The sequence below is a fragment of the Sphingomonas oligophenolica genome, assembly GCF_006438955.1.
Lineage (GTDB): Bacteria > Pseudomonadota > Alphaproteobacteria > Sphingomonadales > Sphingomonadaceae > Sphingomonas > Sphingomonas oligophenolica_A.
On record NZ_RCZK01000005.1, the window covers coordinates 98810 to 124216 of the forward strand.

The 25407-nt window shown below is 68.6% G+C and carries 22 protein-coding genes and 1 pseudogene; 7 read left to right on the forward strand and 16 right to left on the reverse strand.

The genetic code is table 11. From position 1 onward, the window contains the following. Positions 1 to 3: 3 nt before the first annotated feature. Positions 4 to 1098 carry a DUF2336 domain-containing protein gene (locus EAH84_RS07890; RefSeq protein WP_140870303.1) on the forward strand — a complete coding sequence of 365 codons (1095 nt, stop codon included), beginning with the start codon at positions 4 to 6 and terminating at the stop codon, positions 1096 to 1098. Continuing rightward, positions 1095 to 2468, forward strand: coding sequence for a sensor histidine kinase (locus EAH84_RS07895; RefSeq protein WP_140870306.1), 1374 nt, complete (start codon positions 1095 to 1097; stop codon positions 2466 to 2468). The genes EAH84_RS07890 and EAH84_RS07895 overlap by 4 nt, the downstream gene beginning before the upstream one ends. Here the strand turns inward: EAH84_RS07895 and EAH84_RS07900 are convergent. The 3 genes from EAH84_RS07900 to gltX are packed head-to-tail and all read right to left on the reverse strand — an operon-like array spanning position 2424 to position 5373. Continuing rightward, a complete protein-coding gene (locus EAH84_RS07900) occupies positions 2424 to 2630 on the reverse strand; it encodes a hypothetical protein (RefSeq protein ID WP_140870309.1) in 207 nt (68 codons plus the stop codon). The genes EAH84_RS07895 and EAH84_RS07900 overlap by 45 nt on opposite strands. After that, positions 2630 to 3913, reverse strand: coding sequence for a citrate synthase (locus tag EAH84_RS07905; protein WP_140870312.1), 1284 nt, complete (start codon positions 3911 to 3913; stop codon positions 2630 to 2632). Before EAH84_RS07905 ends, EAH84_RS07900 begins: the two co-directional genes overlap by 1 nt. 14 nt (positions 3914 to 3927) lie before the next feature. Then, positions 3928 to 5373 carry a glutamate--tRNA ligase gene (gene gltX, locus EAH84_RS07910; RefSeq protein WP_140870701.1) on the reverse strand — a complete coding sequence of 482 codons (1446 nt, stop codon included), beginning with the start codon at positions 5371 to 5373 and terminating at the stop codon, positions 3928 to 3930. 97 nt (positions 5374 to 5470) lie between these two features. Here gltX and EAH84_RS07915 point away from each other — a divergent pair. Beyond that, positions 5471 to 7540, forward strand: a pseudogene (locus EAH84_RS07915) (ComEC/Rec2 family competence protein); the annotation flags it as partial. A 4-nt stretch (positions 7541 to 7544) separates the two neighbouring features. Here the strand turns inward: EAH84_RS07915 and lexA are convergent. From lexA to EAH84_RS07950, 7 genes are read right to left on the reverse strand one after another with little or no spacing between them, the layout of a single operon-like run. Continuing rightward, positions 7545 to 8228, reverse strand: a complete 684-nt coding sequence (gene lexA / locus EAH84_RS07920) for a transcriptional repressor LexA (protein WP_140870315.1) — start codon at positions 8226 to 8228, stop codon at positions 7545 to 7547. Between the two features lie 55 nt (positions 8229 to 8283). Continuing rightward, positions 8284 to 9477, reverse strand: a complete 1194-nt coding sequence (locus EAH84_RS07925; protein WP_140870318.1) for a molybdopterin molybdotransferase MoeA — start codon at positions 9475 to 9477, stop codon at positions 8284 to 8286. Further along, entirely contained in the window at positions 9474 to 10100 is a 627-nt protein-coding gene (locus EAH84_RS07930) for a glutathione S-transferase family protein (RefSeq protein WP_140870321.1), read from the reverse strand. Before EAH84_RS07930 ends, EAH84_RS07925 begins: the two co-directional genes overlap by 4 nt. Further along, positions 10097 to 10573, reverse strand: a complete 477-nt coding sequence (gene moaC, locus EAH84_RS07935) for a cyclic pyranopterin monophosphate synthase MoaC (RefSeq protein ID WP_140870324.1) — start codon at positions 10571 to 10573, stop codon at positions 10097 to 10099. Before moaC ends, EAH84_RS07930 begins: the two co-directional genes overlap by 4 nt. After that, entirely contained in the window at positions 10570 to 11358 is a 789-nt protein-coding gene (gene trpC, locus EAH84_RS07940) for an indole-3-glycerol phosphate synthase TrpC (protein WP_140870327.1), read from the reverse strand. Before trpC ends, moaC begins: the two co-directional genes overlap by 4 nt. Next, positions 11358 to 12350 carry an anthranilate phosphoribosyltransferase gene (trpD, locus tag EAH84_RS07945; RefSeq protein ID WP_140870329.1) on the reverse strand — a complete coding sequence of 331 codons (993 nt, stop codon included), beginning with the start codon at positions 12348 to 12350 and terminating at the stop codon, positions 11358 to 11360. The genes trpC and trpD overlap by 1 nt, the downstream gene beginning before the upstream one ends. Beyond that, on the reverse strand, positions 12347 to 12934 hold the full coding sequence (locus EAH84_RS07950; protein ID WP_140870332.1) for an anthranilate synthase component II: 588 nt from the start codon (positions 12932 to 12934) through the stop codon (positions 12347 to 12349). The genes trpD and EAH84_RS07950 overlap by 4 nt, the downstream gene beginning before the upstream one ends. A 117-nt stretch (positions 12935 to 13051) precedes the next feature. Here EAH84_RS07950 and EAH84_RS07955 point away from each other — a divergent pair, with 117 nt between their 5' ends. Beyond that, complete coding sequence (locus EAH84_RS07955) at positions 13052 to 13456, forward strand: hypothetical protein (RefSeq protein ID WP_140870335.1); 405 nt, start codon at positions 13052 to 13054, stop codon at positions 13454 to 13456. Positions 13457 to 13480: 24 nt separating this feature from the next. Here the strand turns inward: EAH84_RS07955 and trpE are convergent, their stop codons facing one another. Further along, positions 13481 to 14974 (reverse strand): anthranilate synthase component I, encoded by a 1494-nt coding sequence (trpE, locus tag EAH84_RS07960; RefSeq protein ID WP_140870338.1) that lies wholly within the window; start codon positions 14972 to 14974, stop codon positions 13481 to 13483. A gap of 7 nt (positions 14975 to 14981) precedes the next feature. Continuing rightward, a complete protein-coding gene (locus EAH84_RS07965; RefSeq protein WP_140870341.1) occupies positions 14982 to 16925 on the reverse strand; it encodes a peptidylprolyl isomerase in 1944 nt (647 codons plus the stop codon). Positions 16926 to 17048: 123 nt separating this feature from the next. Here EAH84_RS07965 and tpiA point away from each other — a divergent pair, with 123 nt between their 5' ends. Together tpiA and EAH84_RS07975 are read left to right on the forward strand one after the other, a co-directional pair. Further along, positions 17049 to 17831, forward strand: a complete 783-nt coding sequence (tpiA, locus tag EAH84_RS07970; RefSeq protein ID WP_140870344.1) for a triose-phosphate isomerase — start codon at positions 17049 to 17051, stop codon at positions 17829 to 17831. Then, positions 17828 to 18721, forward strand: a complete 894-nt coding sequence (locus tag EAH84_RS07975; protein WP_140870347.1) for an alpha/beta fold hydrolase — start codon at positions 17828 to 17830, stop codon at positions 18719 to 18721. Before tpiA ends, EAH84_RS07975 begins: the two co-directional genes overlap by 4 nt. 96 nt (positions 18722 to 18817) lie before the next feature. On the opposite strand, the gene EAH84_RS07980 is transcribed toward EAH84_RS07975, so the two are convergent. From EAH84_RS07980 to rimO, 4 genes are all read right to left on the reverse strand, one after another. Beyond that, on the reverse strand, positions 18818 to 20206 hold the full coding sequence (locus EAH84_RS07980) for a leucyl aminopeptidase family protein (RefSeq protein WP_140870350.1): 1389 nt from the start codon (positions 20204 to 20206) through the stop codon (positions 18818 to 18820). After that, a complete protein-coding gene (locus EAH84_RS07985) occupies positions 20203 to 21597 on the reverse strand; it encodes a serine hydrolase domain-containing protein (RefSeq protein ID WP_140870353.1) in 1395 nt (464 codons plus the stop codon). Before EAH84_RS07985 ends, EAH84_RS07980 begins: the two co-directional genes overlap by 4 nt. 43 nt (positions 21598 to 21640) lie before the next feature. Next, positions 21641 to 22552 carry a hypothetical protein gene (locus EAH84_RS07990; RefSeq protein ID WP_140870355.1) on the reverse strand — a complete coding sequence of 304 codons (912 nt, stop codon included), beginning with the start codon at positions 22550 to 22552 and terminating at the stop codon, positions 21641 to 21643. A 91-nt stretch (positions 22553 to 22643) separates the two neighbouring features. Further along, entirely contained in the window at positions 22644 to 23975 is a 1332-nt protein-coding gene (gene rimO / locus EAH84_RS07995; protein WP_140870358.1) for a 30S ribosomal protein S12 methylthiotransferase RimO, read from the reverse strand. A gap of 63 nt (positions 23976 to 24038) precedes the next feature. On the opposite strand from rimO, the gene EAH84_RS08000 reads away from it, so the two are divergent. After that, positions 24039 to 25124: an anhydro-N-acetylmuramic acid kinase gene (locus tag EAH84_RS08000; protein ID WP_140870361.1), complete on the forward strand. Its 1086-nt coding sequence runs from the start codon at positions 24039 to 24041 to the stop codon at positions 25122 to 25124. Positions 25125 to 25407: the final 283 nt, after the last annotated feature.

Genomic DNA, 25407 nt, shown 5'->3' on the forward strand with positions numbered 1-25407 from the left:
ACGATGTCGGTCGAACCAGACCCTGCAGGCAACGGGATCGATGCCCGTCTAGCCGCCGCGCGCGGTGCGTCGGCGCGCGCCGATTCGCGGCTGACCGGATCGATCGACGATTTCTTTTTGGCCGGCGACGCGCGGCTCGACGAACGGACTCGGATTCTGGTCGGGCGGCTGCTCGGCGGGATCGTGCACGGCATCGAGACCGATATCCGTCGCGATGCTGCGCGCGTCCTGGCGGGGCGCAAATCGACCGATCGCGCGGAGGCGCTGTTGCGCGGGCATGACGATGTCGTCGAGCGGTTGTCGCGCGCAGGCTTGCTACGCGATCGCGCGTTGATGGACGAACTGATTGCGCGGGTGCGCGGCGACATCGTCGCGGGCGCGCTGCCGATCGATGCGGTCGAACCCGATGCGCCGAGCGTGCTCGTGCGCTTGGCGGACAGCGGCGACGGAGTCGTGGCAGCCGCCGCGCGCGCGCTGCTCAGCGCGGAAACGCGGCGGCGGACGACATCCGATGATGCGATCCTGCCAAGCGATCTGCCCGCGGAACTTCACCACCGATTGATCTGGTGGATCGCGGCGACGATCCGCGAGGCCAGCGTCACCACGAACGGCGAGGACGGATCGACCGACCGCGCGATCGTCGAGGCGGCCCAGCGCAGCCTTGCCGCGCACGACGAGGGCGATCGTGCCGAGGCGATCGCGATGAGGCTTGCGCTCGCGATCGACCCGCGCGCCGACGAGCTGGCGCCACTGTTGATCGAGGCGCTGCGCGACCGGCGGCTGATCTTGTTCATCGCGTGCATGGGGCGCGCGCTCGACCTGGATTACGACAGCGCACGCGCGATCGTGCTGGAGCCCGAGGGCGATCGGCTGTGGCTGGCGCTGCGTGCGCTCGATCTCGATCGGCCAACGGTGGCGCGGATCGGACTGTCGCTCGCCGAGGCCGATCCGCGCCGCGATCTCGACCGGTTCGCCGATGAGATCGACGCAATCGCGGCGATTCCGGTCGAGGTGGCGCGGTCGGCGCTGGCGCCGCTGACGTTGCATCACGACTTGAGGCTGGCGATCGACGCGCTGACCCGGCGGGGAATGCGATGAAACCCGACGGCTTGCCCGAAATCCCGGTGTCGCATGCGCTGATCGATGCGACCGGTCGGCTGATCGCCGCGGACCCCGCGATCGAGGCGCTCAACGACGCGGCGGGGGGCACGATCGGTGCGCCGCTGGCGGTGCCGCCGCTGGCGACGATCGTGCGACTCGCGCGGCGGCTGGATATTCTGGTGTCGCGCCGGGTGACGGTGGCGGATGGCGAATCGGACCTCGAACTGTGGGTCCGGGCGCAGCCCGAGGGCGACGAGACCCGGCTCGCGATCAGCGGCTGGCGCGAGGTGCGGCCCGCCGCTTCGCCGACCGCCTCGACGGTCGGCGCGCCGATCGATGCCGAGCTGCGCTGGGACGTCGATGCCGCGTTGCGGCTGACGTTCGTGTCGATCGATGCGGCCCGCCGCTGGGGGATCGATGCGATCGCGTTGCTCGGCCAGCCGCTGACCGCACTGTTCGCCTTTTCGGATGAGATGATGCCGATCCTCGATGCGATCGCGCGGCAACGCCCGTTCGAGGAACAACGCGCGGTGGTGCGCGGCACCGATCGCCACGTCATCGTCGATGCGATCGTGCGGCAGGATGCGGGGGGCGCGTTCGCCGGGATGGTCGGTGGTGCCCAAACTGCGGATACTGAGCCAGCCGCGCGTGCGCCAGGCGATGCGCCGACCGCGGCGTTCACCCAGGGACTCGACAAGGCGCTGCGCGCGCCGCTCGCGCGGATCATCGCCAACGCCGACACGATCAACGCCGCGCCCGATGGCCCGGTCGGCGACGGCTATACGGGGTATGCCGCGGATATCGCGAACGCGGGCCGACACCTGCTCGGGCTGGTCGACGATCTCGTCGATCTGCAGGGGATCGAGCGCGACGGATTCAGTCTGGACGTCGAGCCGATCGACCTCGCCGATATCGCGCGCCGCGCCGCGGGATTGCTGGCGGTGCGCGCGGGCAACGCCGAGGTGGCGATCGCGAAGCCACTCGAGGACATGCGCGTGCCCGCGCACGGCGATTTCCGCCGGGTACTACAGATTCTGGTCAATTTGATCGGCAATGCGATCCGCTATTCGCCCGCCGGGTCGGTCGTGATGATCGCGGCGGGGGTCGCCCACGGCCAGGCCTTCGCGACGGTCAGCGACCAGGGGAAGGGGATCGCGGTCGAGGACCAGGCGCGGATTTTCGAGAAATTCGAACGGATCGATCCGAGCGAGCCGGGCGGCAATGGCCTTGGCCTCTACATCGCGCGGCGGCTGGCGAGTGCGATGGCGGGGGATCTGGTCGTGGAGAGCGCCCCTGACGAGGGCGCACGGTTCACGCTGACGCTACCGGCGGACCCGGCGCGCGATCAGGATCAGCACCAGCCCTAACACCGCCAGGGCCGCGCCACGATCCGCCCACGGCCGCTGATCGAGCATGAAGCTCGACGCGGGCCAGTGGATATAGCCCAGCCCCTGCCCGATCCAGAGCAACCCCATCAGCGTCACAAGGACGCCGACGACGAGCAGGATCGACCGGAGCGGGCGCCGCATCAGCGCTCGCCGACTGGCACGTAGGGGCGCTGGGTCGGGCCGTTGTAGAGCTGGCGCGGACGCCCGATCTTCTGGTCGGGATCGGTGATCATCTCGTTCCATTGCGCGACCCAGCCGACGGTGCGGGCGAGCGCGAAGAGGACGGTGAACATCGAAGTCGGGAAGCCGATCGCCGACAGGATGACGCCCGAATAGAAATCGACGTTGGGAAACAGCTTCTTCTCGACGAAATACGGATCGTTGAGCGCCATCTCCTCGAGCTGGAGCGCGACGTCGAACACGGGATCCTTGACGTTGAGCGCGCTCAAGACCTCGCGGACGGTCTGCTGCATCACCGTCGCGCGCGGATCGTAGTTCTTGTAGACGCGGTGGCCGAAACCCATCAGGCGGAACGGATCGTTCTTGTCCTTGGCGCGCGCGATGAATTCGGGGATGCGATCGGGCGTTCCGATCTCGCGCAGCATGTTGAGCGCGGCCTCGTTGGCGCCGCCGTGCGCTGGCCCCCATAGGCACGCGATCCCCGCCGCGATGCACGCGAACGGGTTCGCGCCCGACGAACCCGCGAGACGGACGGTCGAGGTCGAGGCGTTCTGTTCGTGATCGGCGTGGAGGATGAAGATCCGGTCCATCGCCTGCTCGACGATCGGGTTGACCTCATAGGGCTCGGCGGGAACGCCGAAGGTCATTCGCAGGAAGTTGCCGGTGTAGGACAGCGAGTTGTCGGGATAGAGGAACGGCTGGCCCAGGCTGTACTTGAACGCCATCGCGGCGAGCGTCGGCATCTTCGCGATCAGCCGGTGCGACGCGATCGTGCGCTGCTGCGGATCGTGGATGTCGGTCGAATCGTGATAGAAGGCCGACAGCGCGCCGACGACGCCGCACATGATCGCCATCGGATGCGCATCGCGCCGGAAGCCGCGGAAGAAGGTCGCAAGCTGTTCGTGGACCATCGTGTGGCGGGTGATCGTCCAGGTGAAGGTGTCGAGTTCCTCCTTGGTCGGCAATTCACCGTTGAGGAGAAGGTGCGCGACCTCCATGAAGCTCGATTTCTCCGCCAGTTCGCCGATCGCATAGCCGCGATGGAGCAAGACGCCTTCGTCGCCGTCGATATAGGTCAGTTTCGACTGGCAACTCGCGGTCGAGGTGAAGCCGGGGTCGTAAGTAAAGGCGCCGGTGTTTGCGTAGAATTTGCGGATATCGACGACGTCCGGGCCGACCGAGCCCGTCATGATCGGATAGCTCCCATCCTTGTCGTGGAGTGAGATGCTGGCTGAGTCCGTCATGTTGGTCCTTCCTGTCAGGCTGCCATCTGGTCGTTGATCCGACCGAGGCTTTCCTCGCGGCCTAAGACTACGAGGACGTCGAAAATGCCGGGCGAGGTCTTGCGCCCGGTGAGTGCGGCGCGGAGCGGCTGGGCGACCTGGCCGAGCTTGACGCCGCGGTCTTCCGCCACCTGCCGTACCGCAGTTTCCAAAGCCTCCGTATCCCAGTGGTGCACTGCGTCAAGCGCAGCGTGGACACCGGCCAGGATCGACGGCGCCTCTCCTGCCAATAGATCGGCGGCGGCGGGGTCGATGGCAAGGGGGCGGGTCGCGAACAGGAAGGCGGCGTTGGTCGCCAGCTCGTTCAGATTGGCGGCCCGGGCCTTTAACGACGGCATGGCACGGCGCAGCAATGGGATTGAATCGCTGCCATAGCCGCCGATCGCCGCGACCAGCGCCGCGAGCCGATCATCGTCGGCTTCGCGGATGTAATGGCCGTTGAGGTGTTCGAGTTTCTTGAGGTCGAACCGCGACGGGCTCTTGCCGACCGCGGCGAGGTCGAACCATTCGGTTGCCTGGGCGCGGCTGATGATCTCGTCGTCGCCATGGCCCCACCCCAGACGGAGCAGATAATTGCCGAACGCTTCGGGCAATATGCCGAGTTCGTCGCGATACGCCTCGACCCCGACCGCGCCGTGGCGCTTCGACATCTTCGCGCCGTCGGTGCCGTGGATCAGCGGGATGTGCGCGTAGATCGGATCGGGCCAGCCGCCTTCGACCGCGTTCATCGCGCGATAGATCGGGAGCTGGCGGAATGCGTTGTTGAGGTGGTCGTCGCCGCGGATGACATGCGTTACGCCCATGTCGTGATCGTCGACGACGACCGCGAGCATATAGGTCGGCGTGCCGTCGGAGCGCAGCAGGACCATGTCGTCGAGTTCGGCGTTCTGGACCGTGACGATCCCCTGGACCAGGTCGTCGATGGCCGTCGCGCCATCGCGCGGGGCCTTCAGGCGGAGCACGAACGGCTGATCGGCGGGGGCGGTGGCGGGATCGGCGTCGCGCCACGGGCTGCGGAGGCGGAGCGGCTGCTTCGCCGCCTGCGCCGCGGCGCGCTGCGCGGCGATCTCGTCCTGCGTCATGTAGCAGCGATAGGCGTGGCCACTCGCGACCATCGCGTGCGCAACCGCGGCATGGCGGTCGGCGCGCGCGAACTGGAAGATCGCATCGCCGTCCCAATCGAGCCCGAGCCAGCGCATGCCGTCGAGGATCGCGTCGATCGCGGGCTGGGTCGAGCGCGCGCGGTCGGTATCCTCGATGCGGAGGAGGAAGGTGCCGCCATGATGGCGCGCGAACAGCCAGTTGAACAACGCGGTGCGCGCGCCGCCGAGATGGAGGTAGCCCGTCGGCGACGGGGCGAAACGGGTAACGACGCGGGCGCCGTCGGAGGAGGTCGGTCCGGACACGTCGTCCGCGACCATTTCAGGTGTTGCGCCCAATCGCGGGTGCTCCCAAGCTACGGAATCGATGGCCAGTACAGCCGCCGCGCCCCCTAGCATGCGCCCTTGGCGGCGACAAATGCCGCGTGTCCGCGGATTGGCCGATCGCGTCGAGCGGTGGCTGGAGGCGGAGCGCGATCAATTGCCGCTGTGGATTCCGGTCGCACTGGGCGCGGGGGTGTCGGCGTGGCTGATCCTCCGCGACGCGCGGCAATGGGACATCGCGGCGCTGATGCTCGCGGCGATCGCGTTCGGTGCGCTGGCGGCGGGGCTGCACGGACGCGCGGGGCGCGTGATCGGAATCGGCGCGGCGCTAATGCTGGTGGGCCTTGCGATGCTGTGGTGGCGCGCGGAACGCATCGCGGCGCCGGTGCTGGCGCATCCGGCGGTGGTGATGCTGCGCGGGACAGTGGTGCGCGCGGAGACGTTGTCGGCGCGGGGGCTGGTTCGCGTGACGCTGGCGACCGCCGTCGCGGGCGTGCCGCCGCGGGTGCGCGTCAATCTTGCGGAGAAGGATGTGCCCGCCGGACTGGGCCGCGGGGCGGTGATCGCGCTGAAGGCGAGGTTGATGCCGCCGCCACCGCCCGCGGTGCCGGGGGCGTATGATTTCGAACGGGTTGCGTGGTTTGCGCGATTGGGCGCCACCGGGCGCGGGTTCGCGCCGGTCACGGTCGTGACGGCTGCGCGTGCCGGGTCGGACCTGCGATCGGCGCTGACCGCGCATATCACCGCGCGATTGCCGGGGAGCGCGGGCGGGGTCGCGGCGGCCCTGGCGACGGGGGACGAGGGCGCGATCACCGAAGAGGACGCCAACGCGATGCGCCGTGCAGGGCTGGCGCATCTGCTGTCGGTGAGCGGGCTCCACATCACCGCGGTCGTCGGCGCGACGATGCTGCTTGTGCTGCGGGTGCTGGCATTGAGCCCGTGGCTGGCATTGCGGGCGCGGTTGCCGTTGATCGCGGCGCTGGCGGGGGCTGGGGCGGCGGTGGGCTACACGCTGCTGACGGGGAGCCAAGTGCCGACGATCCGGTCGTGCGTCGCCGCGCTGCTCGTGCTGACGGCGCTCGCGATGGGACGCGAGGCGATGACGCTGCGGCTGGTCGCGTGCGGCGCGACCATCGTGCTGCTGCTGTGGCCCGAAACGATCGCGGGACCGAGTTTCCAGCTGTCGTTCGCGGCGATCACCTCGATCGTCGCGTTGCACGAACATCCGCGCGTGGTGCGCTGGTTCGAGCGGCGCGAGGAGTGGTGGCGGCGGCGGATGCTGCGCGCCGGCACGTCGTTGCTGCTGACCGGGCTGATCGTCGAGGCGGCGTTGATGCCGATCGCGGTCTATCATTTCCACAAGGCCGGGATCTACGGCGCGGTGGTCAATATCGTCGCGATCCCATTGACGACGTTCGTCATCATGCCGATCGAGGCGCTGGCACTGCTGGCGGATACCGTGGGTCTGGGCGCGCCGTTCTGGTGGCTGGGGGGCTACGCGCTCCACGCGCTGCTGTGGCTCGCGCATGTCGTGTCGGCGGCACCGGGGTCGGCGGCGATGCTGCCTGGGATGCCATCGGGCGCGTTCGCGGCGATGGTCGTCGGCGGGCTGTGGATCGCGCTGTGGCGGACGCGGTGGCGGCGCTGGGGGGTGGTCCCGCTCGCGATCGGCGCGGGGTGGGCGATGCTGACCCCCGCGCCCGACCTGCTCGTGACCGGTGATGGGCGGAATGTCGCGATCCAGACGCCGGTTGGACTAGCGCTGCTGCGCGAGCGCGCGGGGGACTATACCCGGAGCACCCTGGCCGAAAATGCGGGGTTCGACGGCGAACCGCTGGTGATCGACGATGTCGCGGGGAGCAGCTGTAGCCGCGACGCGTGCGTGATCGACTGGACTGGGGGCGGGCGGCAGTTGCGCATCCTCGCGACGCGGAGCGCGTATCCGATTCCCTTCGATGCGTTGATCGCGGCGTGCGCGCGCGCCGATATCGTGGTCAGCGAACGCGCGTTGCCGCGACGTTGCGCACCGCGCTGGCTCAAGCTCGATCGGCGCACGCTTGCCAACACCGGGGGAGTCGCGGTGACGTTATCGACCGGCGCCATCGCGACGGTCCGCCGGGCGGGCGACGCGCATCCGTGGCGGAACCCGCCGACGATCGCGCCGTCGGTCAATCGTAGCGGCGCAGGATACCCGAGAGCTTACCCTGGACGCGGACATGGTCGGGGGGATAGCGCTGCGGGTCGTAGGCGCGGTTGGCGGGATCGAGCCGGATCATCGCGCCTTCGCGACGGAAATATTTGAGCGTCGCCTCGCTGTCCTCGATCAGCGCGACGACGATCTCGCCATCGCGCGCGACATCGGTGCGGCGGATCAGTGCATAGTCACCGTCGAGAATACCCGCCTCGACCATCGAATCGCCCGACACTTCGAGCGCATAATGTTCGCCCGAGCCGAGCAACGCGGCGGGGACCGCGAGCATACTGCTACCCTCGAACGCCTCGATCGGCACGCCCGCCGCGATCCGGCCGTGGAGCGGGATTTCGACGACGTCGTTGGCGGGCTGCGGCATCGAGCGGACATTGGTCGGCGCGCTCGGGGTCGGCGCGCTCGGCTTGACGCTGCCCTTCTTCTCCGGCCGTTCGGGCATCCGAACGACTTCGAGCGCGCGCGCGCGATTGGGCAGGCGGCGGATGAAGTTGCGCTCCTCGAGCGCCGAAATCAGGCGGTGGACGCCCGATTTGGATTTCAGGTCGAGCGCATCCTTCATTTCCTCGAACGACGGCGAGATACCGGTTTCTTCGAGCCGATCGTTGATGAAGCACACGAGCTCGTGCTGCTTGCGGGTGAGCATGGCGTTCCTCCGTCCAGAACAGACGCGGAACTTCTAGGGAACAGTTGGCGCGGCGTCAAGCGATGACGAGGATGTCCGCGGCGTCGCCCGCGCGCGCCGCGGGGGCGTTGGCGGGGCGAATGACCAGACAATTCGATCGCGCCAGCGTGCGGAGCATCGAGCTGTCCTGGATCGTCGAGGCATAGGCGCGGATCCCTGCGGGTCCGGGGCGCAGTTCGGCACGGAGGTAATCGGTGCGCGCGTTGTTGGCGGGCAGGTCTTCACCGAGGATCGCATGCGTCGTCGTCGGGAACGGATCGCGCGCGCCGCCGAGGTGCGCGACGAGCGGGCGGACGAACAGCAGCGCGGTGACGAAGGCGGACACGGGATTCCCGGGCAGCCCGAGCATCATCGCGTCGCCGAGCCTGCCCGCCATCATCGGTTTGCCCGGACGCAGCGCGATCCGCCAGAAATCGATGCTGCCGCCCGCCGCCTCGAGCGCAGGGCGGACGAGATCGTGGTCGCCGACCGACGCGCCGCCGGTGGTGACGAGGAGATCGGCGTCGACCCGGCGGAAGGCGTCGGTCAGCGTCGCGAGGTCGTCCGGAAGAATTCCGAGCTGGACGATCTCGACCGGCAAATCGGCGAGCATGGCTCCGAGCATCGGGCTGTTCGATTCCGGAAGCGAGAGACCGTCGGTCACCATACCCGGCGCGACGAGTTCGTCGCCGGTCGAGACGATCGCGACGCGGACCTTGCGGCGAACGACCGCCTCGATCGCGCCGCCGGTGATCGCGACCGCAAGCCGTGCAGGCGTGATCCGCTGCCCCGGCTCGACCAGCGTAACCCCGGTCGCGAAATCAAGCCCCTTGCGGCGGGTGTTGCGGCCGCGGGTGGCGGGGCCGGCGCCGACCAGCGCGATCGCGGCGCCGTCGGCGGCGACCTCTTCCTGGATCATGACGGTGTCGGCACCCGCGGGCATCGCCGCGCCGGTGAAGATCCGGACGGTTTCGCCCGCGCCAACCTCGCCCGCAAAAGGGCGACCCGCCGCGCTTTCGCCGATTTGCCACCATGGTCCAGGCAGGTCGTCGAAGCGGATCGCATAACCGTCCATCGCCGACAGGTCCGCCGCTGGCTGGGTCCGGCGCGCGACGATCGGTTCGGCGGCGTAGCGCCCGGCGGCGGCGGTGATTGCGACCGTCTCGGTCCCGAGCGCCTTGGCGAGCGCGAACAGGCGGCGTTGCGCCTCGTCGATGGGGATGAGCGTCATGAATGGGCGAGCTTTTTGCTCTCGGCGATCGCCTTCGCAAAGCCGGGGCGCGCGAGCAGGCGATCGAGATAGGCCGATGTGCGCGGATGGGCATCGGTCAACAGGCGGAGCATCCGTGCGCTCCACAGCGTGAAGCCCATCATGACGTCGGCGGCGGAGAAGCTGTCACCGACGAGGAAATCGTCGTGCATCAGCGCCGTCTCGATCAGATCAAAATGCTGATGCGCCGCGTCGCGAAATCGACCAATGATATCCGCGTTGGCCGCTGCGTCCGAGCGATAGACCGCGAGCCAGACGTAGCTGTTAATCGGCGCCGCAACCGTCGCTTCGATGAAATGCAGCCAATGGAGATAGCGGCCCCGCAACGGCGATCCGATCGGTGGCGCGAACTTGCCATCGTCATATCGCTCGACCAGATACTGCACGATTGCACCCGATTCCGACACGACGGTATTGGCATCGACGATGACCGGGAATTTACCGCTCGGGGTCGCCTGCGCGAAGCCGCGTTCGCCATCGGCGTTGAAGGCGCGGGGTTCGAGCCGGTAGGGGAGCGCCATCTCCTCCAGCAGCCACATGATCCTGATCGATCGCGTCATCGGTGCAAAATACAGCGTGATCATCCCGCGTCGTCCGCGCGCCAGTCCGCCTTGCCGCCGGTCTTTTCGATCAGGCGGATGGTCTCGATGACCATCGTTTTGTCGAGTGCTTTGGCCATGTCGTAGATCGTCAGCAGCGCGACCGAGACCGCGGTCAGTGCCTCCATCTCGACCCCGGTCTTGGCATCGGTCGCGGTGGTCGCGGTGGCGGTGACGCCGCGGTCGTCGAGGTCGAGGTCGAGCGCGACGCGGGTGAGGGGAAGCGGGTGGCAGAGCGGGATGAGGTCGCTGGTCCGCTTGGCCGCCATGATCCCGGCAACGCGCGCGACCGCGATCACGTCGCCCTTCTTGGCGGTGCCGTCGCGGATCGCGGCGAGCGCGGCGGGGCTCATCGCGATATGGCCGGTCGCGACCGCCTGGCGCGTCGTCGCGGGCTTGCCGCCGACGTCGACCATGTGCGCTGCACCACTGGCGTCGAGGTGCGTCAGCCCGGTCATCCGACCATCGCGCGGGTCGCGGCCTCGATATCGCGCGCGCGCATCAACGCCTCGCCGATCAGGAAGCAATGGATGCCGCGTTCGGCCATCGTGTCGAGGTCGGCACGCGCGGTCAGCCCGCTTTCGGCGACGAAGGTGCAGCCCGCGGGCGCCTTGTCGACCAGCTCGTAGGTGCGCTGAAAATCGACCGTGAAGTCGCGCAGGTCGCGGTTGTTCACCCCGATCAGCCGCGATGTCAGGCGCAGCGCGCGGTCGAGTTCGTGTTGGTCATGGACCTCGACCAGCACGTCCATCCCGCAGTCTAGCGCCGCGGCCTCGATCTCCGCCATCCGCGCATCCTCCAGCGCGGCGACGATCAGCAGGATCGCGTCGGCGCCGATGCTGCGCGATTCGTGGACCTGCCAGGGATCGATCATGAAATCCTTGCGGATCACCGGCAGCGATACCGCGGCGCGCGCGGCTTCGAGATAGGCATCGCTGCCCTGGAACCATTGCTCGTCGGTCAGGATCGACAGGCACGCGGCGCCGCCCGCCTCATAGGCGCGGGCGTGCGCGGGGGGATCGAAATCCTCGCGGATTACGCCCTTGGACGGGCTCGCCTTCTTGATCTCGGCAATCAGCGCGTGGCCCGACCCGGTTCGCTGCCGGGCGTCGAGCGCGGCCCTGAAGCCGCGCGGGGGCGACTGCATCGCGATCGCGCGATCGAGATCGGCGAGGCTGGTCGACGCCTTTCGCGCGGCGACTTCGGCGCGCTTGGTCTGGATGATGCGGGTCAGGATATTCATCAGTAGGCGATCCAGGCGGCGAGCAGATGGGCGGCGCGGTGGTCGTCGAGCGCAGTGGCGGCGGTGACGGCGGCGGCCGTGAGCGCGTCGTGCGTGCCCGCGACGACCAGCGCCGCGGCGGCGTTGAGCAGGACGGCGTCGCGATACGCGCCGCGCTCGCCATCGAGCAGGCGCCGGAGCGCCGCGGCGTTATACGCGGGGTCGCCACCGCGGATTGCGGCGAGCGGATGGCTGTCGAGCCCGGCGTCGGCGGGCGTGATGTGGTTCTGCAACGACACTCGGCCGACCGAAACCGCGACGCTGGGGCCTGCGCTGGAGAGTTCGTCGAGGCCTTCGTCGCCCGACACCACCAGTGCGGCCTCGGTGCCGAGCTGTTCGAGCGCGGCGGCGTAGGGCGCGGCATAGTCGGGGCGCGCGATCCCGATGAGCTGGCGGGTGACATGCGCGGGGTTGGCGAGCGGCCCCATCAGGTTGAAGATCGTCCGGCGCCCGATCGCGCGGCGGATCGGGGTGATGCGCTTCATGACCGGATGATGGTTGGCGGCGAACAGAAACGCGATGCCGAGATCGGCGAGCGATCCTTCGGCGGTCGCCCCGGCGCGATCCATGTCGAGCCCGAGCGCTTCGAGCGTGTCGGCCGCGCCCGCCTTCGACGAAGCGGCCCGGTTGCCATGCTTGGCGACCGGCACCCCGCACGCGGCGACGACGAGTGCGACCGCGGTCGAGACGTTCAAGGTATGGTGGCCGTCACCACCGGTGCCGCACACGTCGATCGCGCCGGGCGGCGCATCGATCGGGATCAGCCGTTCGCGCAACGCGCGCGCGGCCTCCGCGATTTCGATGCTGGTCTCGCCGCGATCGCTGAGCGCGATCAGGAAATCGGCGATCGCGGCTTCGCTGGTCTTCGCATCGAGGATGTCCGCAAACGCCGCGCGCGCGGTTTCGCGCGACAGCGGGCTGGCGGGATCCGGAAGCAGCGCCAGTGTCGTCATGCCGCGCGCGCCATTACCGGCAATCCGGCGATACCGAGGAAATTGGCGAGCAGCGCGTGGCCGTGTTCGGTCGCGATGCTTTCGGGATGGAACTGCACGCCGTGGATCGGGAGCGTGGGGTGGCGAAATCCCATCACGATACCGTCGTCGGTCCGCGCATCGACGATCAGGCCGGCGGGAACGGCGTTGACGATGAGCGAATGATAGCGCGTCGCCATGAACGGGGAGGGGAGCCCGGCGAATACCCCTTCGCCATCGTGGACGATCGGCGACGTCTTGCCGTGCATCAGCCCGCCACGCTCGACCCGTCCGCCGAAATGCTGGCCGATCGCCTGGTGGCCGAGGCAGACCCCGAGCAGCGGCTTTGCCGCATCGGCGCAGGCAGCGACGAGATCGAGGCTGATCCCCGCAGAATCGGGGGTGCAGGGGCCGGGCGAGATCAGGAACGCGGCGGCACCGCTCGCCAGCGCGTCAGCGGCGCTCATCGCGTCGTTGCGGACCACCTTCACCTCCGCGCCTAGTTCCATCAGATAATGGACCAGGTTCCAGGTGAAGCTGTCGTAATTGTCGACGACCAGGATCATGCGCGCCGCCATAGCCGATGCGCACTGCCACGCAACAACGCGCGACTTTTCGCACGACGCCGTTCAGGCGGGAGCAACCGGCGGTGTCGGACGTTATGTTTCCCGAGGAGATTACCGATGCTGCGCCCGATCCTGTTCGCCATGCTGATGACCACACCCGGGCTGGCGGCGGCGCAATCCGCCCCCGCAGCCGATCCGCCGCAGCGCATCCGCAGCGTCACGCTGACGCCGGGGCAGGCGTGTCCCAAGGGGAGCGACGACGAGATCGTCGTGTGTTCGACGCTCGACCAGCCCTATCGTATCCCCAAGGGATTGCGCGACACCGGGCCGATCGCGGCGAAGAACCAGAGTTGGATCAACCGCGCGGCGACCGCCGATCAGGTCAGCCGAGTCGCTGGCGGCCTGCCGGATACCTGCTCGCCGATCGGATCGAGCGGCGGGACGGGCTGCGCGCTCCAGGCGAACCAGCAATGGGCGGCCGAACAGCGCGCCAAGCGATCGGGCAGTCCCAACGCGCCATGATCGCGCCAGCTGTGTAGCGCTGCTTTACTGACCGAAATCGGGAGTCGCGGCGCGCGTGATCGCGTCGCGCGCGGCGGCGAGGATCGCGCCCGCCTTCGCTTCACACTCGCGCTGCTCGGACAGCGGAACGCTGTCCGCGACGATCCCCGCGCCCGCCTGAGCATGAATAACGTCGTCCTTTACCACCGCGGTGCGCAACACGATGCACGAATCCATCGATCCATCGGGGGAGAAATAGCCAACCCCGCCCGCATAGGCACCGCGCCGTTCGGGTTCGAGTTCGGCGATGATTTCGCACGCGCGAATCTTGGGCGCGCCGCTGACGGTGCCCGCCGGAAACCCCGAAAACAGCGCGTCGAGCGCGTTGGTCTCAGCCGCTAGCTCGCCGACGACGGTCGAGACGATGTGCATGACGTGGCTGTAGAATTCGACGCCATAGCTGGCGGTGACCTTGACCGACCCGCGCGCCGCCGCGCGCCCGACGTCGTTGCGACCGAGATCGACGAGCATCAGATGTTCGGCGCGCTCCTTGGGATCGGCGAGCAGCTCGGCGCGATTCGCGTCATCCTCTGCCGCGGTCTTGCCGCGCGGCCGGGTGCCGGCGATCGGGCGGATCGTAATCTCGCCGTCGCGGACCCGGACGAGGATTTCGGGGCTCGACCCGATCAGCGCGAAGCCGGGCAGGTCGAGATGGTAGAGGAAGGGCGAGGGATTGATTCGCCGCAAGCTGCGATAGAGTTCGAACGGCGGGAGCGCGAACGGCGCGCTGAACCGCTGTGCGAGCACGACCTGAAAGATGTCGCCGCCGCGGATATACTCCTGCGCGCGTTCGACCATCGCCATATAGTCGGTCGGCGCGATTGTCGGGGTATAGGCGGGTTCGCTCGCGTCGGTCCTGACCCTGGCCGGGAGCGCGCGTTGCGCCAGCGTCGCGGCGACCGCGTCGAGCCGCTCGTCGGCGGCCGCGAGCTGCGCGTCGATGTCGGCGGCGGGATCGGGCCAGACCGGTGCGACGAGATACAATGTGTCGGCCAGCCGATCGAAGATCAGGATCACCGTCGGCCGGACGAACATCAGGTCGGGGAGCGCCAACGGGTCGTTCGGGGGCTGCGCCAGACGTTCGACCAACCCGATCGTCTCGTACCCGAAATAGCCGACCAGGCACGACAGCGCGCGTGGCAGCTCGGCGGGAACGTCGCCGCGGCATTCGGCGACGAGCGCGCGCAGCGCGGCGAGCGTCGGTGCGCCCGCGGCCGCGAAGGCGGTGCGGTCGGTCGCCCAGTCGCGGTTGATCTCGGCGGCATCGCCGTGCGCGCGCAGCACGAGATCGGGGGCGAGCCCGATCAGGCTGTGGCGGCCCCGCGTCTCCCCCCCTTCGACCGATTCGAGCAGGAAATCGCCGCGCCCCGGCTCGATCAGTTTCAAGGCGGCGGCGACCGGGGTTTCGGTATCCGCGACCTGGACCCGCCACACGAAGCCCGGCCGCCCCGCCGCCAGGCTGGCGCGCGCGTCGATCATGCCGGCGTCAATTGGCGACGCCCCCCGCGAGATCGGCCTTCACCTTGGCGACCGCCGCCGGGTCGGTCTTGACCCCGACCGCATCGCGCATCGCCTTGGCGAACTGCTGCGCATATTCGCGTCCGACCGTGCGCGCGATGTCGCTGCGCGCCGCGCTGATGACGTTCGCCTTGCCGCGCGCGTCGCCCGGGGTGACATCGTCGAGCTTGATGACGAACCAGCCGGTGTTGTTCGGCGCTTCGAGCATCTTCGCCGATCCGCGTGCCATGCTGAACATCAGCACGAGCGGCGGCGGCGCGCCGCGCGGGTTGGCGGCAAGCTGCGCGCGAGTCGCCTCGATCGGGCGAACCGGGGGCAAGGGCTTGCCCGCGCCGTTCATCGCGGCAGCGAGCGCAGCGCCCTTGTCGACCTTGGCGACGACCGCCTTGGCCACCGCGCGCGCCGCCTTCATGCTGCGATCGGTTCGCACATCGGCCACGACCTGATCGCGGATCGCGGCGAGCGGGCGCGGCGCGGCGGGGACGATCCGCGCGAGACCGACCAGCGCGAAGCTGTTGTCCTCACCCAGCGGCACGATTTGCGGGGCGTCGCCCTCTTCGGCCTGGAACCCCGCCTGGACGACTGGCGCGAGCTTGGGGTCGAGCTTTTGATCGGGGTGTTCGGGATCGATTCCCTGCGCGGTGAGCGTGGGGGTCGCCATCGGGGAGAGCTTTTGATCCTTCACGATCTCGTCGAAGGTGCCGTTCGACGACAGCGCGTTATCGACCGAGTCGCGCGCGGCACTCAGCGCCGCGCTGAGCTTGGTCTTGGCCAGCGCGTCGCGAATTTCCGTCGTTGCCTGCGCCAGCGTCTTGCCGGGGACCGCGGTGACCGCGTCCACCTTCGCCACCGCCCAGCCCAGCGGCGTCCTGATCGGACCCACGACCGCGCCCTGCGTCGCGGCAAAGGCGGCATCGGCGAGCGGTTGCGAGGTTGTGGCGGCGAGCCCCGCCTTGTCGAGATCCTTCGACTGGCGCGATTCGAGACCCGCGGCCTTGGCGGCATCGGCGATTCCGGTTCCCGCCTTCGCCTTGGCGGCGATCGCGGTGGCGCCGGCCTGATCCGCGACGATGACGCTGGTCACGCTGCGGTGTTCGGTGGCGGCGTAGCGATTGCCTGAATCCTTATACGCCTGCGCGATGTCGGCGTCGGTAGGGACCGCCTTGGTTCCCATCATGTCGGGCGTGACGACCGCGTAGCGCATCACCCGCCGTTCCGGCAGCGTGTAGCGCGCGACGTTCCGCTTGTAGAAATCGGCGATCTCGGCATCGGTCGGCGCCTTCGCATCGTCGAACGCGCGGGTCGGGACGAAGCCGATCTGGCCCTTGCGATGTTCGAGCAGCAGCGAGGCATAGGGGAGCGCGAGTTGTTCGGGCACCTGGCGTGCACTGATAACCGGCGCCAGCAGGAACTGCCCGATCGTCTCGCTGGCGATATCGCCGCGGACCTGCGCGTCGGTCAGGTGGCGCTGGGCGAGCAGGCGCTGATAGATCGCGGGATCGAATTTGCCGGTGGGGCCTTGAAGCCCGGGAATGCCCGCGATCTGGCCATCGACCGACCGTTTGCTGGCCGCCATGCCGGCGTCATGCCCGAACTTGTCGAGCGCGATCGAATTGGTGATCTGTTCGAGGATGCTCTCGAGGCCGTTCTGTTCGAGGAATGACGCCATCGTCAGCGTCGGATCGCGCTGGCGGGCGGATTCGATCGCGCTGTTGGCGCGCTGTTTCAGGTCGGCGGTCGTGATCTTTCGCCCATCGACCGACGCGACGTCGCCGCTGCCGACCGTGCTGCCGCCGCCACCGACCCGCGATATATCCGTCCCGGCGAAGGCGAGCGCGATGATGCCGAGCACGATGAACGTGACGACGATGCCGACCTTCGAATTGATCATCCGGCGAAAGAAACTGAGCATGGGGCGAGTGGGTCCGACGATGAGGCCCGTGCGGGCTGATGGCGGGAGGCTTTAAGCGGCGGGCGGCTTGCCTTCAAGCGCGGTCGGCGGCATCGCGGCTGCGAACACCCGAAGGGAGAGAGCATGACGCGACGCAAGTTCGTGGCGGGCAACTGGAAAATGAACGGATCGCGCGCGACGCTGGGGGAGCTGGACGCGATCGCGGCGGCGGCGCGGGAGGCGTCCGCGGTCGACGTGGCGGTCGCGGTGCCGTTTACGCTGATCGATCCTGCCGCGACGCGGGTGCCGGGCTTGGCGATCGGTGCGGAAGACGTCCACGCGGCGGCGAGCGGCGCGCACACTGGCTGCGTCTCCGCCGCGATGGTGAAGGAGGCTGGCGCGCGCTTCACGATCGTCGGCCATTCGGAGCGCCGCGCCGACCAGCACGAAACCAGCCACGACGCCTGGGCGAAGGCCACCGCGGCGCATGCGGCGGGACTGACCGTCATCCTGTGCTGCGGCGAAACCGAGGCGGAGCGCGACGCCGGGCGCGCCGAGCGCGTGGTGCAGGCGCAGATCGAAAAATCGGTGCCCGATCATGCGGCGGGCGACTGGTTCACGCTGGCGTACGAGCCGCGCTGGGCGATCGGCACCGGGCGAACCCCGACGATCGACGAGATCGAGGCCATCCATGCGATCGCCCGCGCCAAGCTGCGCCAGATGGTGGGGGATGCCGCGGATCAGATCCGAATCCTGTATGGCGGATCGGTGACGGGCACCAACGCCGCCAGCATCCTCGGCGCGGCCAATGTCGATGGCGCGCTGGTCGGCGGGGCGAGCCTGACCGCGGCGAAGTTCGTCCCGATCATCGATGCCGCCGCGTCGCTGGCGCCCAATGAGCGCGGGCCGATGAGCGCGGGTCGATGAAGGTCGCCGCGAACGGGATCGAGATCGAGGTCGAAAGCTTCGGCGCGGACGATGCGCCCGCGATGCTGCTGATCATGGGGCTCGGCGCGCAGCTGACGCGGTGGTCGATCCCGTTCGTCGAGGCGCTGGTCGCACGCGGCTATCGTGTGATCCGTTACGACAATCGCGATGTCGGGCTGTCGACCAAGTTCGACGCGGCGGGTGCGCCCAAGCTGGCGCGAATCATGGGGCTCGCGATGATCGGGGTGAAGGCGCGGGTGCCCTATACGCTCGACGATATGGCGGCGGATGCAATCGGGGTGCTCGATGCGCTGGGGATCGATCGCGCGCATATCGTCGGCGCATCGATGGGCGGGATGATCGCGCAACTCGTCGCGGCGCACTATCCCGAACGGACGCTGTCGCTGACCTCGATCATGTCGACCACGGGGAACCGATCGCTGCCGCGCGCAACCAAGGAGGCGACCGCGGTGCTGATGGATCGGCCCAAGACACGCGACCGCGAGACCATCATCGCGCATGCGGTGCGCGCGGCGGCGGTGATCGGCAGCCCTGGCTATCGAGTCGAGGCCGGGGAATTGCGCGCGAAAGTGGTCCGGGATTTCGAGCGGATGCACTATCCTGCGGGGTTCGCACGGCAGATCGCGGCGATTACGGTCGGGGGCGACCGCCGCAAGCGCCTCGCCGCAATCACCGCGCCGACGCTGGTGATCCACGGGACCGACGATCCGCTGGTGCCGATCGCGGGCGGACGCGATACCGCGGCCAGCATTCCGGGTGCGGTGCTCCACGAAATGCCCGGGATGGGCCACGACCTGCCCGAACCGCTGATCCCGACGGTGTGCGACCTGATCGACGGGATCGCGCGGCAGGCTGAGGCGATTCGTTAGGCGATCTCGTTACATGGCCCGTTCGTGCTGAGCTTGTCGAAGCACGGTGAGACTGACCGCCCTTCGACAGGCTCAGGGCGAACGGGATCGGTGCGTTCAGCGGGCGGGGTAGCGGGCTTTGAGCATCTGATACACCGCGCGCAGGCCGAGCGCTTCGCCACCCTTGGGGCGACCGGGCTTGGCGGACGGACGCCACGCGAAGGTGTCGATGTGGACCCAAGGCGTGTCCTTGGGGACGAAGCGGCGGAGGAACAGCGCGGCGGTGACCGCGCCTGCGAACCCGCCGTCGGGGGCGTTGACGAGATCGGCGATGTCGGATGTGAGCATCTCGTCATAGCCGTCCCACAGCGGCAGTCGCCACATCGGGTCACCGACTTCACTTGCTGCGGCGAGGAGATCGGCGGCGAGCGCGTCGTCGTCGGTGAACAGCGGGGGCAGATCGGGGCCGAGCGCGACCCGCGCCGCGCCGGTGAGGGTCGCGAAATCGATGATGAGCGCAGGTTTGTCCTCGCCCGCCTTGGCGAGCGCGTCGCCGAGGATCAGCCGACCCTCGGCATCGGTGTTGGTGTTCTCGACGGTGAGGCCGAGGCGGGTCTGGAGCACGTCGCCGGGGCGGAAGGCGTTGCCCGCGATCGCGTTCTCGACCGCGGGGATCAGCAGGTGGAGCCGGACCGGGAGCCGCGCGGCCATCACGAGCCCGGCGAGCGCGAGCGCGTGCGCCGCCCCGCCCATGTCCTTCTTCATCAGCCGCATTCCCGCGCCCGGCTTGATGTTGAGTCCGCCTGAATCGAAGACGACGCCCTTGCCGACGATTGCGACGCGGGGATGCGCGGGATCGCCCCATTCGAGTTCGATCAGGCGGGGCGCGCGGTCGCGGGTGGCGGCCTGGCCGACCGCGTGGATCATCGGATAGCCGGTCGCGAGCGCGTCGCCGCGGGTGACGGTGAGCGTCGCGCCGTGGCGCTTGGCGAGCAGTTCCGCCTCCGCCTCGAGCTCGGCGGGGCCGAGATCTGACGCACCGGTGTTGACGAGATCGCGGACCAGCGCGGTCGCGGCGGCGAGCCGGACGGTGTCGTCGATCCGCGCGGCGTCGTCGGTCAGGAGGACGCGGGGGCCGACCGGATCGCCCTTGGTGTAGCGATCGAAGCTATGTTGCGCGAGCAGCCAGCCGAGCCCGGCGCGACCGACCTCGCCGGTGGCGAGCCGGTACGTGCCCTCGGGCAGCGACGCGCCGAGCGAGGCAATCCGCCACGGCGAGGCGACAGGGTCGTTGCAAACCAGCAACATCGCCCAGTCGTCGGCGGTGTCGCCGGGCAGGATCGCGCGGTCGCCGGGCTTGCCGCGGAGGCGGTGCGCGGCGACCGCGGTGCGGACGCGGGGCGGCTGGGCGGCGAGCCACGCGTCAAAGCCGTCGGGACGGACGACATGGATCGCGCGCGCGGGCTGGCCGCGATCGGGCAGGAGGCGGTCGGTGAAGTCGATCATTGTGCGGGGGCCACCAGATATTGTTCGAACGCGCCGTCTGCGCCGGGCAGGGCATAGGTGCTGATCGCGAGCGTTTGCGACGGGTAGGTCGCGCGATAGGTGCGGTTGACGAAGCCGCCGCGCAGCCGGGTCTTGCCGACCTGTTCGAAGCTGGTCGGCACCCCGAGTTTGGCGAGGCTGGCGCGATAATCGGTGAGCGCGGTGGGGGTGAAGTAGAATCTGGCATCCTCGGTCAACTGGGTGCGATCGAGCGTGCCGCGACGGAGTTGGGCGAAGACGGTTCGCGCCCTGGCGAGCGCGGCGGTGTCCGCGGTGTCGGTGGGCGCGGCGGGGAGGACGATCGCGGTGATGCCCTTGGTGATGCGCTGGAAGGCATCGCTGAACCAGCTGTTGGTGAGCACGACGATCGCGACATGATCGTCGGGGAAGACGACATTTTCGCTGAGGAAGCCGACCGCCTCGCCGCTGTGTTCGATATAGCGGTGGCCACCCGACGCGCCGGTCGAGACGCCGAGGCCGTAGCCGTTGGTCGATCCGTCGGCGAGCTTGACCGGGGTTTCCTGAAGCCGCCAGTCGGCGGCAGGAAGGACGCTGCGGGTGAGGCGCGCGACGTCCCATTTGGCGAGATCGGCAGCGCTCATCGACAATTCGCCTGCGGCGAACAGCCAGCCGTGCGCCGCGGGGGTTTCGACGCGGACCGGGCCGAGCGCGAACCGTTTGTACCCCGAGGGATAGTTGGGGCCGATCGCAAGATCCTGGTCGATCGCCTTGATGTCGAGCGGCGTGAAGATGCGTTGCTGGAGGAAGGCGAGGAGCGGCATCCCGGCCACCTTCTCGACGATCAGCCCGGCGACGACATAGCCGGTGTTGGAATATTGCCACTGGGTGCCGGGGGCGAAATCGAGCGGCTTCTTGGCCCAGCGATCGACGATCTGCTGCGGGGTGACCGGGGTCGCCATCGCCTTGAAGCTGTAATCCTGCGGCCAGTAATCCTGCAGCCCCGAGGTGTGGCTGAGCAGCTGGCGGATCGTGATTTTGTCGCCGTCGGTGATCCCGGGGACGTATTGCGAGACGGTGTCGTCGAGGCTCAATTTGCGCTCGTCCTGGAGCAGCAGGATCGCGGCGGCGGTGAATTGCTTGGAGATCGAGGCGATCTGGTACGGGGCCTTGGCGTCCGCGACCGCGCGGGTTTCGGATTGCTTGCCATAGGCCTTGGCGAGGACGATCCGGTCGCCGCGGACCACCGCGATCGACGCGGAGGGGACGCCGGTGTCGGCGAGCGACTTGGCGACGATCGCGTCGATCCGCGCGGTTTCGGCAGGGGTCAGCGCCTGGGCGAGGAGGGGGGTGGGCAGGACGAGCAGCGCGGCGGCGACGAAGCGGATCAACATGGCGGCACCGTCCCAGAATCCGCGCGCGCGCGCAACCGCGGGGTCAGCGAAAGCGGAGGAGGGGAAGCTTGCCGGGGCGTTGGCCGGCGCACATCGCGAGACTGTGGTCGATCATCCACGTCAGCCGGTCGCGGCCGCTGGCGAGGTCGGCAGGGTCGTCGCCCAGATTGCGCGTTTCGAAGTTGAGATAGGCGAGATGATGGGTCACCGCATAGTTGGAGAGCGAGCCGTCGCTGCCGACGACGCGTTCGAAGACGATGTTGTAATCCGCCGCTTTCATCTGGGGGGCGCAGAAGGCGTCGTCGGGCTGCTGAGTGGCGAGGTAGGTCGCGAAGGCGACGCTGTCATCGTCGTCGAACGGGTAGGCGCGCGACACCGAGGCGCGAGGGCGGAGCACCGTATCGCAGTAGCGGATCGAGATGATCCCGGTGCCCGAGGTGTCGCCCTCCTTCGGGCACAGGCTGTCGGTGGAGTCGTAGCCGGGGGCGTTGGTGTGGAGCGCGATGATCGGCCAGCCGCCGTGGTTGATGCTGGCGAGCACCTGGCTGGGATAGCGCGGCAGGCCGTCGTGGAAATTGCGGTTGGGGTCGATCGCCGGGCCGAACGCGACCGCGGCGTTACGCCGCCGCGCGTCGCTGTCGACCACGATCATCGTGCCGCCGTAACGGCGCAAAGCGACCAGCCCAGCCTCGAATCCGGCGTTCTCGTTGTCATGGGGGACGAACCAGAGCGGGCCGTTGCGGTGCCCGGGCTTGGTGATGCGGAACAGGTGCCAGCGCGCGCGCTCCTCGTCGAACGCGATGTCGTCGACGCTAAGGCCGGTCCAGTCGGCGGGATCGCGGTGGCGGGCGAAATCGTCGTCGTCGACGGTGAGCGGATCGACGCGGGTGACGACGATCGGGCCGGGGTTGTAGGCGCTCAACAGGAGCGGCGCGGCGAGCACGGCGAGGGCCATAAAACACCCGAACCGCCGTTCGTGCTGAGCCTGTCGAAGCACCGGATGTTCCTTGTCAGCCACGCCCTTCGACCAGCTCAGGGCGAACGGGTTAGGGGGGGGGCACACCGAACAGATCATGCTCGTCGGCATCCTCGATCTGGACCGGCACGATGTCGCCGAGTTTGAGGCCGGGGGCGTCGCGTAGGAAGACTTCGCCGTCGATCTCGGGGGCGTCGGCGTAGCTACGCCCGGTCGCGCCACCGTCATCGTCGACCGCGTCGATGATGACATCGAGCGTCCGCCCGATCTTCGCGGCGAGCTTGGCGGTGCTGATCGCGGCGGTCTTTTCCATGATCCGGGCGTAGCGCTCCTCCTTTACCTCCTCGGGGACGTGATCGGGGAGCGCGTTGGCGGCGGCACCTTCGACGGGTTCGAAACGGAACGCGCCGACCCGGTCGAGTTGTGCCTCGTCGAGCCAGTCGAGCAGATAGTCGAAATCCGCTTCGGTCTCGCCGGGGAAGCCGACGACGAAGGTCGAGCGGATCGCGATGTCGGGGCAGATGTCGCGCCACGCGTGGATGCGTTGCAGGACCTTGGCGTCGTTGGCGGGGCGCTTCATGCGTTTCAGGACCGAAGGCGCGGCGTGCTGGAACGGGATGTCGAGATAGGGGAGGATCAGCCCGTCGGCCATCAGCGGGATGACCTGATCGACATGCGGATAGGGGTAGACATAGTGGAGGCGGACCCACGGCGCGATCTTGCCCAGCTCGCGGGCGAGATCAGTCATATGGGGCACGACCTCGCGGCCATGCCACATCCGGGTCTCGCGGCGGATATCGACGCCATAGGCTGAAGTATCCTGGCTGATGACCAGGATTTCCTTGGTCCCCGCGGCGACGAGCTTTTCGGCCTCGCGCAGGATGGCGTCGGGGCGGCGGCTGACGAGATCGCCGCGCAGGCTGGGGATGATGCAGAAGGCGCAGCGGTGGTTGCAGCCCTCCGAAATCTTGAGATAGCTGTAGTGGCGCGGGGTGAGTTTCAGTCCGGCGTCGGGGACGAGGTCGAGATAGGGTGACAGGTTCGCGGGCGCGGCCTCGTGGACCGCGGTGACGACCTGTTCATATTCATGCGCGCCGGTGATCGCGAGCACCTGCGGGAATCGCGCGCGGATGACGTCGGCTTCCTTGCCGAAACAGCCCGTCACGATGACGCGGCCATTCTCCGCGATCGCCTCGCCGATCGCCTCGAGCGATTCCTCCTTGGCGGAATCGAGGAAGCCGCAGGTGTTGACGAGTACGACGTCGGCGCCCGCATAATCGGCTGACATCTGATAGCCGTCGGCACGCAGCTGCGTGAGAATGCGTTCGCTGTCGACCAAGTTTTTGGGACAGCCGAGCGACACCATGCCGATTTTCGGCGGGGAGGGGAGAATGGTTGCCATGGGGAAGCCGCGCACATAGGCGGATCGGCGGTATTTTACCAGCATGTGTAATGGAGGGGAATGATGCTCGCGATCGGCCTGATGTCCGGAACCTCGCTCGACGGGATCGATGCCGCGCTGATCGAGACCGACGGCGAGAGCCTGACGCGAGCGATCGCGTTTCGCGGCGAGGCCTATTCAGATGTGGCACGCGGCGAACTGGCGGCGGCGACCGCGCTGGCGCTGACGTTCGACAAGCCGCGCGCGAGCCCGACGATCGTCGCGGCGGGCGAACTGATCGTGCGGACGCATGTGTTCGCGGTCCACAAGCTGCTCGCCGAGGCCGGAGTGTCGGCTGGCGATGTCGACGTCATCGGCTTCCACGGCCAGACGATCGCGCATCGCCCCGATCGCGGCTGGACATGGCAGATCGGTGACGGCGCGGCGCTGGCCAGCGCGACCGGGATCACGACGGTGGCGGACATGCGTTCCGCCGACGTCGCGGCGGGCGGGCAGGGCGCACCGCTGCTGCCGATCTATCATGCCGCGCTGGTCGCGGGGCTCGACAAGCCGGTTGCGGTGCTCAACCTCGGCGGGGTCGCCAACGTCACCTATATCGGCGTCGACGGCGCGCTGGTCGCGTTCGACACCGGGCCGGCCAACGGGCTGATCGATAGCTGGGTCGAGGCGGAGACGGGCGCGCGGTTCGATGCGGGGGGCGCGCTCGCGGCGCAGGGGCGGGTCGACGAGACGGTGCTGACCGCGATGCTCGACCATCCGTATTTCGCAAGCCCGCCGCCCAAGTCGCTCGACCGGAGCGATTTCACGATCCAGCCCGCGCGGGGGCTGTCGGCGGCGGATGGGGCGGCAACGCTGACCGCGTTCACCGCGGCGAGCGTGGCGGAGGGGATCGAGCGATTGCCGATGCGCCCCACGCGGCTGCTGGTGGTTGGCGGGGGGCGACACAACCCGACGATGCTGGCGATGATCGCGGCGCGGACCAAGCTGACGCCGGAGCCTGCCGACGCGCTGGGCTGGAACGCCGATTCGGTTGAGGCGGAGGGCTGGGCGTACATGGCGGTGCGCGCGCTCAAAGGGCTGCCGATCAGCTTTCCCAGAACGACCGGGTCACCCGAACCGATGACCGGCGGCGTCATCCACCGCATCTGAGGCACATTAGCGTGATGGCCCGGTATCTTGTTGAGACCGGGCGCTTTGACACACATCAAGTGCACGCGCATGTTTTGCCCAGCATCGGCTGAAACGACTCGGACCGATCGATCGTTCTTGGGGTGGGACTGTATGGAATCCGATCGACGCTATTACGAGCGACGCTTGAAAGCCGAAGCACTCGCGGCCGGTCGCGCCTTGACCGACGCGGCGCGCCAACGACGGTTGCAGCTGGTAGAGAGTTATCAGCAAAAGCTCGAGGCGGTGTGCGCCTGAACCGCGC

Coding starts and splice junctions, on each gene's coding strand:
- rimO (WP_140870358.1), bottom strand. CDS start 23,975: ATGGCAACCATTCTCCCCTCCCCGCCGAAAATCGGCATGGTGTCGCTC.
- EAH84_RS07955 (WP_140870335.1), top strand. CDS start 13,052: ATGCTGCGCCCGATCCTGTTCGCCATGCTGATGACCACACCCGGGCTG.
- EAH84_RS07980 (WP_140870350.1), bottom strand. CDS start 20,206: ATGATCGACTTCACCGACCGCCTCCTGCCCGATCGCGGCCAGCCCGCG.
- moaC (WP_140870324.1), bottom strand. CDS start 10,573: ATGACCGGGCTGACGCACCTCGACGCCAGTGGTGCAGCGCACATGGTC.
- EAH84_RS07990 (WP_140870355.1), bottom strand. CDS start 22,552: ATGGCCCTCGCCGTGCTCGCCGCGCCGCTCCTGTTGAGCGCCTACAAC.
- EAH84_RS07930 (WP_140870321.1), bottom strand. CDS start 10,100: ATGATCACGCTGTATTTTGCACCGATGACGCGATCGATCAGGATCATG.
- gltX (WP_140870701.1), bottom strand. CDS start 5,373: ATGGTCGCGGACGACGTGTCCGGACCGACCTCCTCCGACGGCGCCCGC.
- EAH84_RS07905 (WP_140870312.1), bottom strand. CDS start 3,913: ATGACGGACTCAGCCAGCATCTCACTCCACGACAAGGATGGGAGCTAT.
- EAH84_RS07895 (WP_140870306.1), top strand. CDS start 1,095: ATGAAACCCGACGGCTTGCCCGAAATCCCGGTGTCGCATGCGCTGATC.
- EAH84_RS07975 (WP_140870347.1), top strand. CDS start 17,828: ATGAAGGTCGCCGCGAACGGGATCGAGATCGAGGTCGAAAGCTTCGGC.
- EAH84_RS07890 (WP_140870303.1), top strand. CDS start 4: ATGTCGGTCGAACCAGACCCTGCAGGCAACGGGATCGATGCCCGTCTA.
- EAH84_RS07950 (WP_140870332.1), bottom strand. CDS start 12,934: ATGATCCTGGTCGTCGACAATTACGACAGCTTCACCTGGAACCTGGTC.
- trpE (WP_140870338.1), bottom strand. CDS start 14,974: ATGATCGACGCGCGCGCCAGCCTGGCGGCGGGGCGGCCGGGCTTCGTG.
- trpD (WP_140870329.1), bottom strand. CDS start 12,350: ATGACGACACTGGCGCTGCTTCCGGATCCCGCCAGCCCGCTGTCGCGC.
- EAH84_RS07985 (WP_140870353.1), bottom strand. CDS start 21,597: ATGTTGATCCGCTTCGTCGCCGCCGCGCTGCTCGTCCTGCCCACCCCC.
- tpiA (WP_140870344.1), top strand. CDS start 17,049: ATGACGCGACGCAAGTTCGTGGCGGGCAACTGGAAAATGAACGGATCG.
- trpC (WP_140870327.1), bottom strand. CDS start 11,358: ATGAATATCCTGACCCGCATCATCCAGACCAAGCGCGCCGAAGTCGCC.
- EAH84_RS07965 (WP_140870341.1), bottom strand. CDS start 16,925: ATGCTCAGTTTCTTTCGCCGGATGATCAATTCGAAGGTCGGCATCGTC.
- EAH84_RS08000 (WP_140870361.1), top strand. CDS start 24,039: ATGCTCGCGATCGGCCTGATGTCCGGAACCTCGCTCGACGGGATCGAT.
- EAH84_RS07900 (WP_140870309.1), bottom strand. CDS start 2,630: ATGCGGCGCCCGCTCCGGTCGATCCTGCTCGTCGTCGGCGTCCTTGTG.
- lexA (WP_140870315.1), bottom strand. CDS start 8,228: ATGCTCACCCGCAAGCAGCACGAGCTCGTGTGCTTCATCAACGATCGG.
- EAH84_RS07925 (WP_140870318.1), bottom strand. CDS start 9,477: ATGACGCTCATCCCCATCGACGAGGCGCAACGCCGCCTGTTCGCGCTC.